We start from the raw sequence: 13946 nt of genomic DNA on the forward strand, positions 1-13946 counted from the left end.
CGACAGGGAGCGAGCCGCCGATGACCGGGTCCACCGAACACCCCACCGGATCCGCCGCAGCCTGCTGCGACGGGTCCACGGACCCGGCACCGGCGGCCCGCCGCCTCTGGACGGTGGACGAGCACCTCGCCGACGTGCTGGCCGCGGTCGGCCCGCTGCCCGCGATCGAGCTGCGACTGCTCGACGCCCAGGGCTGCCGGCTCGACGAGGACGTGGTCGCCGGCGGTGACCTGCCGCCCTTCGACAACAGCTCGATGGACGGCTACGCCGTCCGCACCGCCGACACCGACGGCGCCACCGGGCAGTACCCCTCGGTGCTCGCGGTGGTCGGCGACATCGCCGCCGGCGCGGGCGAACTGCCCCGGGTCGGGCCCGGCCAGGCCGCCCGGATCATGACCGGCGCCCCCCTCCCGCCCGGTGCCGAGGCCGTCGCCCCGGTCGAGTGGACCGACGGCGGCACCGGCACCGGCGTGGCCGCCGACGCGATGACCGCACCCGTCGAGGACGAGGAGGTCCGCGTCCTGCGCCCGGTCGCCGGGGGCGCGCACGTCCGCCGGGCGGGCAGTGACGTCGCCGCCGGCGCGAAGGTCCTGGAGGCCGGCACCCGGCTCGGCCCCACCCAGCTCGGCCTGCTCGCCGCGATCGGACGCGCCGCGGTGCGGGTCCGCCCGCGCCCGCGGGTCGTGGTGCTGTCCACCGGCAGCGAGCTGGTGCAGCCCGGCGAGCCGGTCGGCCCCGGGCAGATCTCCGACTCCAACAGCTTCACCCTGACCGCGGCCGCCCAGGAGGCCGGCGCCATCGCCTACCGGGTCGGTGCCGTCCCGGACGACGCCGACCGGCTCCGGGCCGTCCTGGAGGACCAGCTCGGCCGGGCCGACCTGATCGTCACCAGCGGCGGGGTCAGCGTCGGCGCGTACGACGTGGTCAAGGAGGTCTTCGAGTCCTACGGGGGCGTCGACTTCCGCAGGATCCGGATGCAGCCCGGCAAGCCGCAGGGCTTCGGCCGGATCGGCGGCGGGGACGGCGTCCCGCTGCTCGCGCTGCCCGGCAACCCGGTGAGCGCCTACATCTCCTTCGAACTGTTCGTCCGCCCGGTCATCCGCACCATGCTCGGCGCCGCCGACGTCCACCGCCCGGTGGTCCGGGCGCTCTGCCCGGCGGAACTGCGCTCCCCGGCCGGCCGCCGGCAGTTCCTGCGCGGCCGCTACTCGGCCGCGGACGGCACCGTCGAGCCGGTGGGCGGCGCCGAGTCGCACCTGGTCGGCGCACTGGCCCGGGCCGACTGCCTGATCACCGTGCCCGAGGACGTCACCGCCCTGCCGCCCGGCAGCGAGGTCGACGTGGTGCTGCTCGGCTCCTGAGCCCGTGTCTCGGCCCCCGGCCCCTCCCGCGTGGCGGGGCGGGGGAGCTGTACGGTAGCGCGGTATTCGATCTGCGCGCCCCTGGAGCCCCCCGTGACGACACCTCCCCCCGGCGACCGCCTCACCCACGTCGACGACCAGGGCGCCGCCCGGATGGTCGACGTCTCCGAGAAGGCCACCACCGCGCGGACCGCCGTCGCGGCCGGCCGGGTCCGGGTCTCCCCCCGGGTGGTCGAGCTGCTGCGCGGGGAGGGCGTGCCCAAGGGCGACGCCCTCGCGGTGGCGCGGATCGCCGGCATCATGGGCGCCAAGAAGACGCCCGAGCTGATCCCGCTCTGCCACCCGATCGCCGTCTCCGGCGTCAAGGTCGACCTCGTGGTCGCGGACGACGCCGTCGAGATCACCGCCACGGTGCGCACCGCCGACCGCACCGGCGTCGAGATGGAGGCGCTCACCGCCGTCGCGGTGGCCGGCCTCACCGTCATCGACATGGTCAAGGCGGTCGACAAGGGCGCCACCGTCGAGTCCGTCCGGGTGCTCGCCAAGACCGGCGGCAAGAGCGGCGACTGGTTCGCGCCGGAGGCCGGCGCGTGAGCGGGCGGGTCGGGCGGGCGCTGGCCGTCACCGTCTCCAACCGGGCCTCGGCCGGCGTCTACGAGGACAAGGGAGGCCCGCTGCTGGTGGCCGGGCTGACCGCGATGGGCTTCACGGCCGACGGGCCCCGGGTCGTCCCGGACGGCGAGCCGGTGGAGGCCGCGCTGCGCGAGGCCGTCGCGGCCGGCTACGACGTGGTGCTCACCACCGGCGGCACCGGCATCTCGCCGATGGACCTCACGCCCGAGATGACCGCCCGGGTCATCGACCGGCAGGTCCCCGGCATCGCCGAGGCCGTCCGGGCCCACGGCCGGGAGAAGGTGCCGACCTCGGCGCTCTCCCGCGGGCTCGCCGGCCTCGCCGGACGTACCCTGATCGTCAACCTGCCGGGCTCGACCGGCGGCGTCAGGGACGGCCTGGCCGTCCTGGAGCCGCTGCTCGCCCACGCCGTCGACCAGCTCGGCGGCGGGGACCACCCCCGGCCCGACGCACCAGAGTCCGGGAGAGCGCACTGAACGCCGGCTGGCCGGTAGAGCTCCACGAGGGGGACGTCGTGCTGCGCCCGATCCGGGCCCGCGACCAGCGCGAGTGGCAGGAGGTCAGCCGCCGCAACCGGGACTGGCTGCGCCGCTGGGAGGCCACCGTGCCGCCGGGCCCGGCCGGGCAGACCGCCGGCCCGCGACCGACGTACCGGCAGATGGTCCGCTTCCTGCGCGGCGAGGCGTCGGCCGGGCGGATGCTGCCCTTCGTGGTGCTCCACAAGGGCCAGCTGGTCGGCCAGCTGACCGTCGGCGGCATCACCTGGGGCTCGATGTGCTCGGCCAACGTCGGGTACTGGATCGACGAGGCGGTGGCCGGGCGGGGCATCATGCCGACGGCCGTCGCGCTCTCGGTCGACCACTGCTTCCGCACCCTCGGACTGCACCGGATCGAGGTCTGCATCCGCCCGGAGAACGGGCCGAGCCGGCGGGTGGTGGAAAAGCTGGGCTTCCGCTCGGAGGGAATCCGCCCGCGCTATCTCCACATCGACGGCGACTGGCGCGACCACCTGGTGTACGCGCTGACCGACGAGGAGATCCCGGAAGGGTTGCTGGGGCGGTGGCGGGCGCTCAGTTCCGGTCGCGATCCGGGTAATTGAATATATGTTCGAATCAAATATCGATATGGCATCGGCACGCCCGTGGACCGGCACAAATGCCGGCAAAATAGTCGGAGAATCAGCTTGATCACACGACACGCCGCGCCAAATTGCTGCCAGGCCTTCCCCGGCGCCCGTACGGTGTGAATCGTGAGCAGTAGCGGCCTTATCTACGCCGTCATCGTAGGGGCCTGGGCCGCCTATCTGGTGCCGATGTGGCTCCGCAGGCAGGACGAACTCAACGAGGCACGTCCGACGGAACGCTTCAGCACCGCCATCCGCCTGCTGGCCGGGCGATCGGCACTGGAGCGGCGGGCAGCCCGGGCCCTGGGCGACGGACCGCGTGACGACGAGCAGGACGGCGACGGCCCTCCCGGACGGGACGAGGCCGCCCCCGGCGACCCCGCGGACACCGCGGAACCCGGCGCGGAGCCCGCGCCCTCACCCTCGCCAGTGCCCTCGCCCGCGGCCTCGCCGGAGCGCGCGGCCCGGGCCGAGCGGCCCGCGGTCGCCCCGCAGGGCGGTGCCCGGCGCCGGGCACAGCTGCTGGCCCGCCGGCGGCGGATGGTCACCGGCCTCTTCCTGGCCTTCGCGCTCGGCGCCGTCGTCGCGGCCGTCGCCGGACTGGCCTTCCTCTGGGTCCCGGCCGTCCCGGCACTCCTCCTCACCCTCTACATCGGCCACCTGCGCAAGCTGGAGCGCCAGCGGTACGAGGTGAAGCTCGACCGCGACCGCGCCGCCCAGGCCGCCGAGCGGCTGCGCAAGCGCGAGCAGCAGCGGGCCGCGGCCCCGGAAGCCGCTGCCGCTCCGGCCGAGGCCCCCGCGGCCCCGGAGCGGGCCGCCGGCGAGCGCGCCGGGCGCCGCCCCCACCTGCGGCTGGCGGCCGACCCGGAGGAGGCCACCGTGTCGGTGGCGTCCGCCTCCGTGGTGGCCGAGGCGACCGAGCACGAGGAGTGGGTCGACGGCATGCGCGAGCGCGGTGCGGCCGGCCCGGACTCCTGGGAGCCGGTGCCCGTCCCGCTGCCGACCTACGTCACCGCGCCGGTCGCCCCCCGGGTGTCCCGCAACCTCGACCTGTCGGCCCCGGGCACCTGGACCGCAGGCCGCCCGGCCGAGCCCTCCCGCAACACCCCGCTCTTCGACCAGTACGCCGAGGCTCCGGCCCCCGAGGCGCGCCCCCGCGCCGCCAACGAATGACCCCTCCGGCCCCCGACCAGCACCGGGCCGCCGGGGGTGGTCACGGACCCCCTCCGAAAGGTGCTAGAGTTTCTTCTCGTTGGGGCTGTGGCGCAGTCCGGTAGCGCACCTCGTTCGCATCGAGGGGGTCAGGGGTTCGAATCCCCTCAGCTCCACCCAATGGAAGCCCCGCCCGGTCGTCAGACCGGGCGGGGCTTCTGCGTTGTCCACGGGTACTCCGCCCGGGGGTGCGGGAGTTGGCGGCGTGACGAGCGTCACGGGGGTGGTCCGGCGGTGGCCTGACGGTCAGTCGCGGACGATCGTCACCGGGCAGGGCGCGTGGTGGAGGCAGTACTGCGCGACGGTGCCGAGCGGGGCGCCGGCCGCGGAGGAGCGGCCGCGGTTGCCGAGGACCAGCAGGGCCGCGCCGGCCGCGGCGGCCACCAGGGCGGGCCCGGGCGCGCCGGCCCGGAGCCGGCGGTGGACCGGGAGCGGGCAGCCGGCCAGGGCCTCGTCGAGGATCTCGGCCGCGCGGTGCTCGGACCCGAAGCCGTCCAGGGCGGGCAGGACGGGGCCGTGCTCGCCGTGGAGGCAGGGGAAGTCCCAGACCGACACCGCCTCCAGCGGGCCGCCGGTGAGGCCGGCCAGGCGGGCCGCCCAGCGGACGGCGGCGCGGGAGGGCGGCGAGCCGTCCACGCCGACCACGATCCTGCCCTCCGGCTGCCGGGTCATGGTCCGAGCCTAAGCGGGTGCCCGGGCGCAGGCAGGCGGTGGCGCCGTCCGGGCCGGAGCGGGGTGGGTCCGGGCGTCGGCGTGCGGCGGCGGGAACGGCCGGGGGCCGGCCGGAACGGATCCGACCGGCCCCCGGGTGGGACGGGTGCGCGTCAGGGGCGCTGGGAGCCCACGTAGGGCCCGGGCTGCGGGGCGCCCGGCTGGGGCGGGACGGCCCCGTAGCGGGCCTGGCGGTAGCCGCGCGGGTGCCGGGTCAGCCGGTAGCCCAGGACGCCCGCCAGGGCGGCCAGGAAGCCGCCGCCGATCGTCCAGTACCAGCGGCTGTTCCAGCCGGAGAACCAGCCGGTGTACCAGTGCTCCTCGGGCTCCACCGGGGCGGCCGCCTTGGCGGTGCTCGCGCCGCCGCCCGCCGGCGGGACCAGCGGGGCCTTCAGCTCGCCGCCCTCCGGCTGGGCGTTGTCCGCGTCGCCCTTGGCACTGACGTGCAGCTGGACGGAGGCGGCCAGGCCGAGGTCCGGCTGCGGGGCGTCGCTGACCGACAGCCGCACGTAGTAGGTGCCGGGCAGCGGGTCGCCGGACCACGGTTCGGCCCAGGAGCGGACCTCGCGCAGGGTGCAGCTCAGCGCGAGCGTGGTGGCGTTCTGGTCGCCCGTGGCGTTCTGGGTGCCGGCGGTGCAGGCCTGGCGGCGGCGCAGCCCGTCGAAGACCTCGACGGACCAGGTCTGCGGGCCGTGCCGGTCGGTCGCGGGGGCCAGGTTGACGGTCAGGCCGATCGTCGGGGTCTGGCCCTCGGAGGCGCCGAACGCCCAGTACAGGTAGTCGCCCGTGGAGGCGGCGACGTTGGCGTCCTGGCCGGGGGACAGGTTGGTCGCGGTCAGGAAGGACGTGCCGGCCCTGGTGGCCGGGGCCGGGGTGCCGCTCGCGCTCGCCGAGGGCGACGGCGAGGCGGCGGAGGCGGCCGGGGCGGCCAGCGCGAGGGCGGGCAGCAGGGCGAGGGCGGCGAGGGTGCCGCGCAGGGTCGTACGCATGGTCAGTTCTCCCGCCAGACAGCGATCCGCCAGCGCGCGATCCAGCCGAACAGCAGGCCGAAGACCAGGCCGGCCAGGGTGAGGGTGAGCAACAGGATCCAGCCGCGGCCGAGGCCCATCGCCGCGCCCTCGGGGGCCGGCGAGGCGGTGGCCAGGTCGACGGTCAGCTCCAGCGGCATGCCGGGGTCGGCCAGGACGCCGGACTGCGGGGCCAGCGCGTTGCTGACGACCAGGCAGACCGTGGTCTCCGGCTTCGCGCTCGGCGAGGAGGTCGGGCTCGTCGTGACGTACCCCTTGGAGTCGCTGGTGGACCAGCGCAGTCCGGTGGAGATCACGTCGGTGCGGCCGCTGCCGGCGTCGGTGCCGCGGACCAGCTCCTGGCCGGTCGCGCTGGTCGCCTGCAGCAGGACGCCGTAGTCCCGGGCCACCGCGCGGTCCAGCCCCACGCTGACCGAGGCGCGCAGTTCCTGGCCGGACTTGACCGGGACCTTGTAGACGCGGTGCTCGGAGAACTTCTCGCGGTCGGTGTAGACGCCCGGGGCGAGCACCGGGGCGTTCTCGCACTTGTCGGTGCCAGCGGTCTTCACCGGGGTCACCGTGTAGGTGTCGTTGGAGCGGTCGACCAGCTGCTTCACCTTGTCGGTGAGCTGCTCCTGGGTGCGCACGTCGGTGTAGGTGCCGCCGGTCGCGTTGGCGATGCACAGGAGCTGCTGGCGGGTCTTGTCGTCGTGGGCCAGGCCGAGCGTGTCGACGACCAGGTGGATGCCCTGGGAGGCGAGTTCGCGGGCGACGTCGCACGGGTCGGGCGGGGTGCAGGTGTCCTCGCCGTCGGTGATCAGCACCACCCGGCGGGTGGTCTCGCCCTTGCCGAGGTCCTGGGCGGCACCGCGCAGCGCCAGGCCGATCGGGGTGAAGCCGGTGGGCCGCAGGGTGGCGACGGCCGTCTTGGCCTCGACCTTGTTGGTCTTGCCGACCGGGAACAGCTGCTTGGTGTCCTGGCAGCCCTGCGTCTTGTCGTTGCCGGGGTAGTTGGCGCCCAGGGTGCGGATGCCGAACTCGGTCTCCGCGGGCAGCGCGTCGATCACGTCGTTCAGCGACTGCTGGGCCACCGAGATCCGGCTCTTGCCCTGGATGTCCCGCTCGTTCATGGAGCCGCTGACGTCCAGGACCAGGTCGACCCGGGGGGCCTCCTTGGGCGTGGCGGCGGATCCGGCTGATGGTTCGTCGGCGTGGGCGGGCAGGCCGAGGAGCAGCGAGGCGCCCGTTATCGCCAGGGCGGCCAGCAGGCCGCCGAGCCTGGTCTTTGGTCGTCGTCCGGTAGTCACCCGGCGATCCTAGGGATCATCAGTTGGCGATGGCCAAACGAGTCCGGATCGCGCGACGGCCGGGCTCGGGGTGAACTCCGGCGCGCGGCCGGGGGATCCGGTGCAGCGCTCACGCCGTCCTTACCCCGCCGGACGGCCTTCCGCCCGCCGCTCCTGCCGGCCGCCCGGCGGCGGGCCGGGGCGCGGAGTGATCCGGTCAACGGGGGACACACCGTCATGAAGCGCAGTAAATATGGATAGTGCTCGTTAGGGTGACGAACCGGGGCGCGGGCCCCGTCGTGCGGGTGCCCGGGCCGGCCGGCGCGTCCGACCGTCCGCCCCGTTCGGCCTCCCCGGGCAGCGGTGACCCGCCGCAGCGCCCGGCTCCCCGCGACCCCCAGGACGGTCCGTGGCGACACCCTCCGCCGTGACGCGATCCGCCGCCCGGCCGAGCCGGCCGGTGCCGACCGGGCGCCCCGTCGAGCTCCGGCTGCTCCTGGCCGCCGTGCTCCTCGCCGTGTTCGGCTACGTCGAGGTCGGCGTCGACCTCGACGGTGAGGTGCCCGCCGACGCCGCCGGGTACGGTGCCGCGCTCGGCGTGCTCGCCCTGCTGGCGCACGTCGTGGTCCGCCGGCGGGCCCGGTACGCGGACCCGCTGCTGCTGCCGATCGCCGTGCTGCTCAACGGGATCGGCCTGGTGGCCATCCACCGGCTGGACCGGGCCACCTCCGGCGCCGGCGCGGCCTCCGCGCAGCTGCTCTGGTCGGGCCTCGGGGTGGCGCTGTTCGCCGCCGTGGTGCTGCTGGTGCGCGACCACCGCCGGCTGCAGCGGTACGCCTACCTCGGCGCGCTGGCGGCGCTGGTCCTGCTGATCCTGCCGGTCTTCTTCCCGCCGGTGTACGGCTCGCGGATCTGGATCACCGCCGGGCCGCTCTCCTTCCAGCCGGGGGAGTTCGCCAAGATCCTGCTGGCCGTCTTCTTCGCCGCCTACCTGGCGGTGCACCGGGACGCGCTGGCGCTCACCGGCCGCCGGATCGGGCGCCTGCGGCTGCCGCCCGGGCGGGTGCTCGGGCCGGTGCTGCTGATCTGGGCCGCCTTCGTCGGCGTCCTGGTGCTGGAGACGGACCTCGGCACCTCGCTGCTGTTCTTCGGCCTGTTCGTGGTGATGCTGTACGTGGCCACCGCGCGCACCGGGTGGATCGCGATCGGGCTGGTGCTGGCGGCGGTCGGGGCGGTGACGGTGGGCCGGCTCTCGCCGCACGTGCACAGCCGGGTCGCCGACTGGCTGGACCCGCTGGGATCGATCGCGGCGGGCCGGGGCGCCAACCAGATCGCCCAGTCGCTGTTCGCCTTCGCCTGGGGCGGGGAGCTGGGCACCGGCCTCGGCAACGGCCACTCGGTGCTGATCGGCTTCGCCGCCAAGTCCGACTTCATCCTCGCCACCCTCGGTGAGGAGCTCGGCCTCGCCGGGCTGATCGCGGTGTTCCTGCTGTACGCGGTGCTGGTCTCCCGGGGGTTCCGGACGGGCATCGCCCTGCGTGACCCGTTCGGGCGGCTGCTGGCGATCGGGCTGGCCGCGATCGTCGCCCTGCAGGTGTTCGTGGTGGCGGGCGGGGTGCTCGCCCTGATCCCGCTGACCGGGATGACCCTGCCGTTCGTCGCCCAGGGCGGGTCCTCGGTGGTCACCAACTGGATCATCGTGGCGCTGCTGGTGCGGATGAGCGACACCGCCCGCCGGCCGGCGCCGGTCGCCGCCCGGTCCGCGGCGGGAGGGCGGCCGTGACGGGCGCGGGCCCCCGAGGGAACGGGCCGCAGGGGCTGCCGGGCATCTCCGTCACCGGGCGCCGGGCGGGTACCTTCTGCCTGCTGCTGATCGCCGCGCTGTGCGTCCAGGCCACCCGGGTGCAGGTGTTCGAGGCGGACGGGCTCGACCGCAACACCGCCAACCAGCGGCTCACCGTCGAGCGGTACTCCCGGCCGCGCGGCGACATCCTGGTCGGCGCGGACGCCGTGACCGGCTCGGCGCCCACCGGCGGCCGCTACGCCTACAAGCGCACCTACACCGACGGCTCGCTGTTCGCGGCGGTCACCGGCTTCGCCTCGCAGGCCTACGGCGACAGCCAGCTGGAGGGCACCGAGGACGACCTGCTGTCCGGCACCGACCCGGGGCTGTCCGGCTGGGCGGTCTGGGACGCGGTGGCCCGCCGGCGGAACCCCGGCGGGGACGTCCGCACCACGCTGAACCGGGCCGCCCAGGAGGCCGCGATGCATGGGCTCGGCAGCCGGCAGGGCGCGGTCGCCGCGATCGAGCCGGCCACCGGCCGGATCCTGGCGCTGGCCAGCACGCCCTCCTACGACCCGGGCGGTTTCGCCGGCTCCGGCGCGGCCGACCAGGCCGCCTGGAACCGGTTGCGGCTCGACACCGACCAGCCGATGCTCAACCGTGCGCTGCGCCAGACCTACCCGCCCGGGTCGACCTTCACGGTGGTCACCGCGGCGGCCGCGCTCGCGAACGGGGTGGTCACGGACGTCGACGCGCCGACCGGTGCGCCCTCCCCGTACGTGCTGCCGGGGACGGCCACGACACTGGTCGACGACACCCCGGAGTGCGACCGGCCCGGGCAGTCGCTGGACACCGCGATGGTGCTCAGCTGCAACAGCGTCCTCGGCTACCTCGGGGTGCGGACCGGGCTGGACCGGACGGCGGCGATGGCCGAGAGCTTCGGCTTCAACGACCCCGGGCTGGACACGCCGGTGCGCGCCGCCCGGTCGAACTTCGACACCACGATGGACCAGTCGCAGCTGGCGCTCTCCTCGATCGGCCGGTTCGACACCGCGGCCACCCCGCTGGTGATGGCGATGGTCGCCGCCGGGGTCGCCAACGGCGGCACGGTGATGCGTCCACAGCTTGTGGACGAGCTGACCAGGAGCGACGGCGGCACGGTGCGGCTGATGAAGCCCGTCACCTACCGGAGGGCGATGACGCCGGAGGTGGCCGTGCAGGTGCAGCGGCTGATGACCGACGCGGTGGAGCGGGGCACCGGCCGCGACGCCCGGATCCCCGGTGCGGTGGTCGGCGGCAAGACCGGAACCGCCCAGCACGGGGCGGACAACGGCGCCACGCCGTACGCCTGGTTCACCGCCTGGGCCAGGCCGGCCGGCTCGGACCGGGTGCCGCCGGTGGCGGTGGCGGTGGTGATCGCGGACAGCGGTGCCGCGGAGGCCACCGGTGGCGGGCTCGCCGCGACGGTCGCCCGCTCGGTGATGCAGGCGGTGCTCGGCGGTTGATCTTCGCGACGGCCTCTGACCTGCTGCTTTAACCGCTGGAGAGGAGATGCGCCGTTTGCGAAGTGTCCGGTTTGTGTGCCCCGTTGCGCCGATTCGTACAATGCGCCGAGCGAGACTGTTCGTTTGCGACACTGGTGCATTCGCGGGGTACTGTCCCATGTTTGTTCGGTTGGTCCCCGATGACACCCCACGGGGCGTCGGGTGACCGGCCGCTAGGACACCCTCCCCCGCCTAGAAGGACCGCAGTTTTGGCCAGCAACTCCCTCGGCGTGCGTCTGCTGCGACGCAAGCCCGTCTCATCACTCATCGCCGAGAGTGAGGGCCATGGCCTTCCCGCCGGCGCGCCCGAGGAGGGCGGACGCTCCGGCATCCACCTGCGCCGCACGATCGGCCTCTGGCAGCTGTCCTCGATCGGCATCGGCGCCACCATCGGCACCGGCATCTTCTTCGTGCTCAGCACCGCGGTGCCCTCGGCCGGCCCGGCCGTCATCCTGTCCTTCGTGATCGCCGCGGTCACCGCCGGACTCACCGCGCTCTGCTACGCCGAGATGGCCTCCGCGATCCCGGTGTCCGGCTCCTCGTACTCCTACGCCTACGCCACGCTCGGCGAGGGCGTCGCGTTCGGCGTCGGCATCTGCCTGCTGATGGAGTACGGCGTCTCCGCCTCGGCGATCGCGGTCAGCTGGGCCGAGTACCTGAACAAGTTCCTCGACCTGGCGTTCGGCGTCACCATCCCGGAGCAGCTGTCCGGCGCGCCGGACAGCACCCACTGGTTCAACCTGCCGGCGCTGCTGCTGGTCGCCATGGTCTGCTTCCTGCTGATCCGCGGCGTCAGCGAGTCGGTGAAGGTCAACGCGGCCATGGTCGGGATCAAGATCCTCATCCTGATCCTCTTCGTCGGCGTCGCCCTCACCGGCTTCCACTCCGGCAACCTGACCCCGTTCATGCCGCTCGGCATCGGCGGCGTGCAGGTCGCCGCGTCCAGCATCTTCTTCTCCTTCATCGGCCTGGACGCCGTGTCCACCGCCGGTGAGGAGGTCAAGAACCCGCGCCGCACCCTGCCGCTGGCGATCATCATCTCGCTGGTCGTGGTGACCCTGCTCTACATCCTGGTCGCGCTGGCCGGCATCGGCGCCCAGCCGTGGGAGAAGTTCGACGGCCAGGAGGCCGGGCTCGCCCAGATCCTCCAGGACATCACCGGCCAGAGCTGGCCCGCGATGGTCTTCGCCGTCGGCGCGATCATCTCGATCTTCAGCATCACCCTCGTGGTGATCTACGGCCAGACCCGCATCCTGTACTCGATGGGCCGCGACGGCATGCTGCCCAAGCGCTTCGCCCAGCTCTCCCCGCGCACCGGCACCCCGGTCTGGAACACCCTCGTGGTGGGCCTCGGCGTCGGCGCCCTGGCCGCGTTCATCCCGCTGAACATTCTGGCCGACATCACCAGCCTCGGGACCCTCATCGCCTTCTCGGTGGTCTCGATCGGCGTGATCATCCTGCGCCGCACCCAGCCCGACCTGCCGCGCGGCTTCAGGGTCCCCGGCTACCCGGTCGTCCCGCTGCTCAGCGTCGCCTTCTGCATCTACCTGATCACCGGCCTGCACGCGGACACCTTCCGGGCCGGCGGGATCGCCATCGCCGTCGCCGTGGTCGTCTACTTCGGCTACAGCATCAAGCACTCCAAGCTGGAGCAGTCGGCCCAGCAGGCCGTCACGGCGGACACCCCCGCCGACACGAACAGCTGAACCGGACGTATCCGGACATGAGGGGCCGCCGGTGGGAACGACACCCGGCGGCCCCCCTCGTGCCACCACTCGCGCCGTGGTCGACGCCATGGCGACAGGGCCCCGCTCCCACCCATAACCTTCCACCATGGTGAGCACCCGCACGCCCGGCTTCTCCCGCCCGCGCGGCCGCTTCACCGGCCGCTCCAGAACGCCGGCCCCGCCGACCCCCGACGGAACGCCGTCCGCACCCGGACGGCTGCCGCTGGGCTTCTCCAGTCGGCCGTTCCCCCGTCAGCGGGGCGAGAGCACCTTCCCGCCCACGCCCGATCGGCTGAATCCCGCCCGGCTCGCCTCGACGCGCACCGTCCAGCTCCTCGGCTGCCTGATCGCGGCCGGCTGGGCCGCCGCCTTCCCACTCGTCTCCGACCTGCCCAACCAGCGGCTGTGGGGCCTCGTCGCTGCTCCCTCGTACGCCCTGGCCGGACTGCTCTGCCTCACCCTGCCGCGCCGCTTCGCGGCCCGCGCCGCCGCCGCCGTCGCCATGGTCGGCGCCGTCCTCGCGCCACTCGCCCTGCTCGCCCTGCACGGCCGCCACCAGTCCGAGGTGATGGTCGTCGAACGCTCGGCGCACCTGCTGCTCACCACCGGCAGCCCGTACCTGCCCCACCCGGTGGTGGTCACCGACTACAACCCGTACCTGCCGGCGATGACCCTCTTCGGGATGCCGCGCCAACTGCTCGGCGACGGGAACGCCTTCGCCCGGGTCGCCGGGGACGCCCGGATCTGGTTCGCGCTCACCTTCGTCGCCTGCCTGCTGGCCAGCTGGCGGCTGCTGAGGCCGTCCCGGGACCGCGCGCCGCTGCTGCCGCTCGCCGTCCTCACCGCCTCGCCGCTGATCGCCCTGGCCCTGGTCGTCGGTGGCGTCGACCTCCCGCTGATCGGCGTCTGCTGCCTCGCCATGGCCCTCGCCGAGCGCGACCGCACCGTCGGCGCCGGTTTGGTGCTCGCCCTCGCCTGCACCCTCAAGTGGACGGCCTGGCCGGCCCTGCCAGTCGCCGCACTGCTGCTCTGGCGCCTCTACGGCCGCCGGCCCGCCGCCCGTACCGCGCTGATCGCGTTCGGCACCGGTCTGGCCGTCATCCTGCCCTCGGTGCTCACCCAGGCCGACGCGCTGCGCGAACAGGTCGTGCGCTTCCCGCTCGGACTCACCGCCATCCGCACCCCCGCCGGCAGCCCGCTGCCGGGCAAGGTGCTGGCCGGTTTCGGGCCCACCGGGCACTCCGTCTCGCTGGCGCTCATGACCATGGGCGGCATCGGGGTGGCCATCTGGCTGCTCGCCCGGCCGCCGGTCTCCGCGATAGCGGCCGCCGACCTGCTGGCCGCCGGACTGGCCATCGCGTTCATGCTCGCCCCCGCCGGGCGCTTCGGGTACCTGGCGCTGCCGGTGGTGCTGGTGATCTGGCCCCGGCTGGCCGCCCGGCGCTGGACCAGCCGCAGGCCCGCCCCTCCGCCGCGCATGCTGGGGCGGCCGGAGCCCGCGCTGCCGCGGGGCTGAGGCGGTTGGGCCGTCGCCCGCTCGCCGGGTTTTCGCCCGCTCG

The 13946-nt window shown here is 74.5% G+C and carries 12 protein-coding genes and 1 tRNA gene; 10 read left to right on the top strand and 3 right to left on the bottom strand.

The annotated features are described in order from the left end of the window. Positions 1-20: 20 nt before the first annotated feature. The 6 genes from glp (at position 21) to ACIRS1_RS22960 (ending at position 4445) form a co-directional block, all read left to right on the top strand. The gene (gene glp / locus ACIRS1_RS22935) at positions 21-1361 is read left to right on the top strand and encodes a gephyrin-like molybdotransferase Glp (RefSeq protein ID WP_402842778.1); all 1341 of its coding nucleotides are present in this window, start codon (positions 21-23) and stop codon (positions 1359-1361) included. Positions 1362-1514: 153 nt separating this feature from the next. Further along, positions 1515-1955, top strand: a complete 441-nt coding sequence (moaC, locus tag ACIRS1_RS22940; protein ID WP_360213629.1) for a cyclic pyranopterin monophosphate synthase MoaC — start codon at positions 1515-1517, stop codon at positions 1953-1955. Continuing rightward, a complete protein-coding gene (locus ACIRS1_RS22945; RefSeq protein ID WP_402842781.1) occupies positions 1952-2470 on the top strand; it encodes a molybdenum cofactor biosynthesis protein B in 519 nt (172 codons plus the stop codon). Before moaC ends, ACIRS1_RS22945 begins: the two co-directional genes overlap by 4 nt. After that, positions 2467-3093: a GNAT family N-acetyltransferase gene (locus ACIRS1_RS22950; RefSeq protein ID WP_402842889.1), complete on the top strand. Its 627-nt coding sequence runs from the start codon at positions 2467-2469 to the stop codon at positions 3091-3093. Before ACIRS1_RS22945 ends, ACIRS1_RS22950 begins: the two co-directional genes overlap by 4 nt. Positions 3094-3243: 150 nt before the next feature. Continuing rightward, positions 3244-4290 carry a gephyrin-like molybdotransferase receptor GlpR gene (gene glpR, locus ACIRS1_RS22955; RefSeq protein WP_402842784.1) on the top strand — a complete coding sequence of 349 codons (1047 nt, stop codon included), beginning with the start codon at positions 3244-3246 and terminating at the stop codon, positions 4288-4290. Positions 4291-4371: 81 nt separating this feature from the next. Further along, positions 4372-4445, top strand: a tRNA-Ala gene (locus tag ACIRS1_RS22960). Positions 4446-4575: 130 nt separating this feature from the next. Here ACIRS1_RS22960 and ACIRS1_RS22965 read toward each other — a convergent pair. The 3 genes from ACIRS1_RS22965 to ACIRS1_RS22975 form a co-directional block, all read right to left on the bottom strand. Beyond that, positions 4576-5001 (bottom strand): universal stress protein, encoded by a 426-nt coding sequence (locus ACIRS1_RS22965; protein ID WP_360213583.1) that lies wholly within the window; start codon positions 4999-5001, stop codon positions 4576-4578. Positions 5002-5153: 152 nt separating this feature from the next. Continuing rightward, on the bottom strand, positions 5154-6029 hold the full coding sequence (locus ACIRS1_RS22970; protein ID WP_402842788.1) for a peptidase: 876 nt from the start codon (positions 6027-6029) through the stop codon (positions 5154-5156). 2 nt (positions 6030-6031) lie between these two features. Next, on the bottom strand, positions 6032-7354 hold the full coding sequence (locus ACIRS1_RS22975) for a VWA domain-containing protein (protein WP_360213587.1): 1323 nt from the start codon (positions 7352-7354) through the stop codon (positions 6032-6034). Between the two features lie 406 nt (positions 7355-7760). On the opposite strand from ACIRS1_RS22975, the gene ACIRS1_RS22980 reads away from it, so the two are divergent. The 4 genes from ACIRS1_RS22980 (at position 7761) to ACIRS1_RS22995 (ending at position 13903) form a co-directional block, all read left to right on the top strand. Continuing rightward, positions 7761-9116 carry an FtsW/RodA/SpoVE family cell cycle protein gene (locus ACIRS1_RS22980; protein ID WP_402842791.1) on the top strand — a complete coding sequence of 452 codons (1356 nt, stop codon included), beginning with the start codon at positions 7761-7763 and terminating at the stop codon, positions 9114-9116. Between the two features lie 44 nt (positions 9117-9160). Further along, entirely contained in the window at positions 9161-10621 is a 1461-nt protein-coding gene (locus ACIRS1_RS22985; protein WP_402842892.1) for a penicillin-binding transpeptidase domain-containing protein, read from the top strand. Between the two features lie 179 nt (positions 10622-10800). Then, positions 10801-12366, top strand: a complete 1566-nt coding sequence (locus ACIRS1_RS22990) for an amino acid permease (protein ID WP_402842793.1) — start codon at positions 10801-10803, stop codon at positions 12364-12366. 127 nt (positions 12367-12493) lie between these two features. Next, positions 12494-13903 (top strand): glycosyltransferase 87 family protein, encoded by a 1410-nt coding sequence (locus tag ACIRS1_RS22995; protein ID WP_402842796.1) that lies wholly within the window; start codon positions 12494-12496, stop codon positions 13901-13903. Positions 13904-13946 lie beyond the last annotated feature (43 nt).

The organism is Kitasatospora sp. NPDC101176 (genome assembly GCF_044768035.1).
Classification (GTDB): Bacteria; Actinomycetota; Actinomycetes; order Streptomycetales; family Streptomycetaceae; genus Kitasatospora.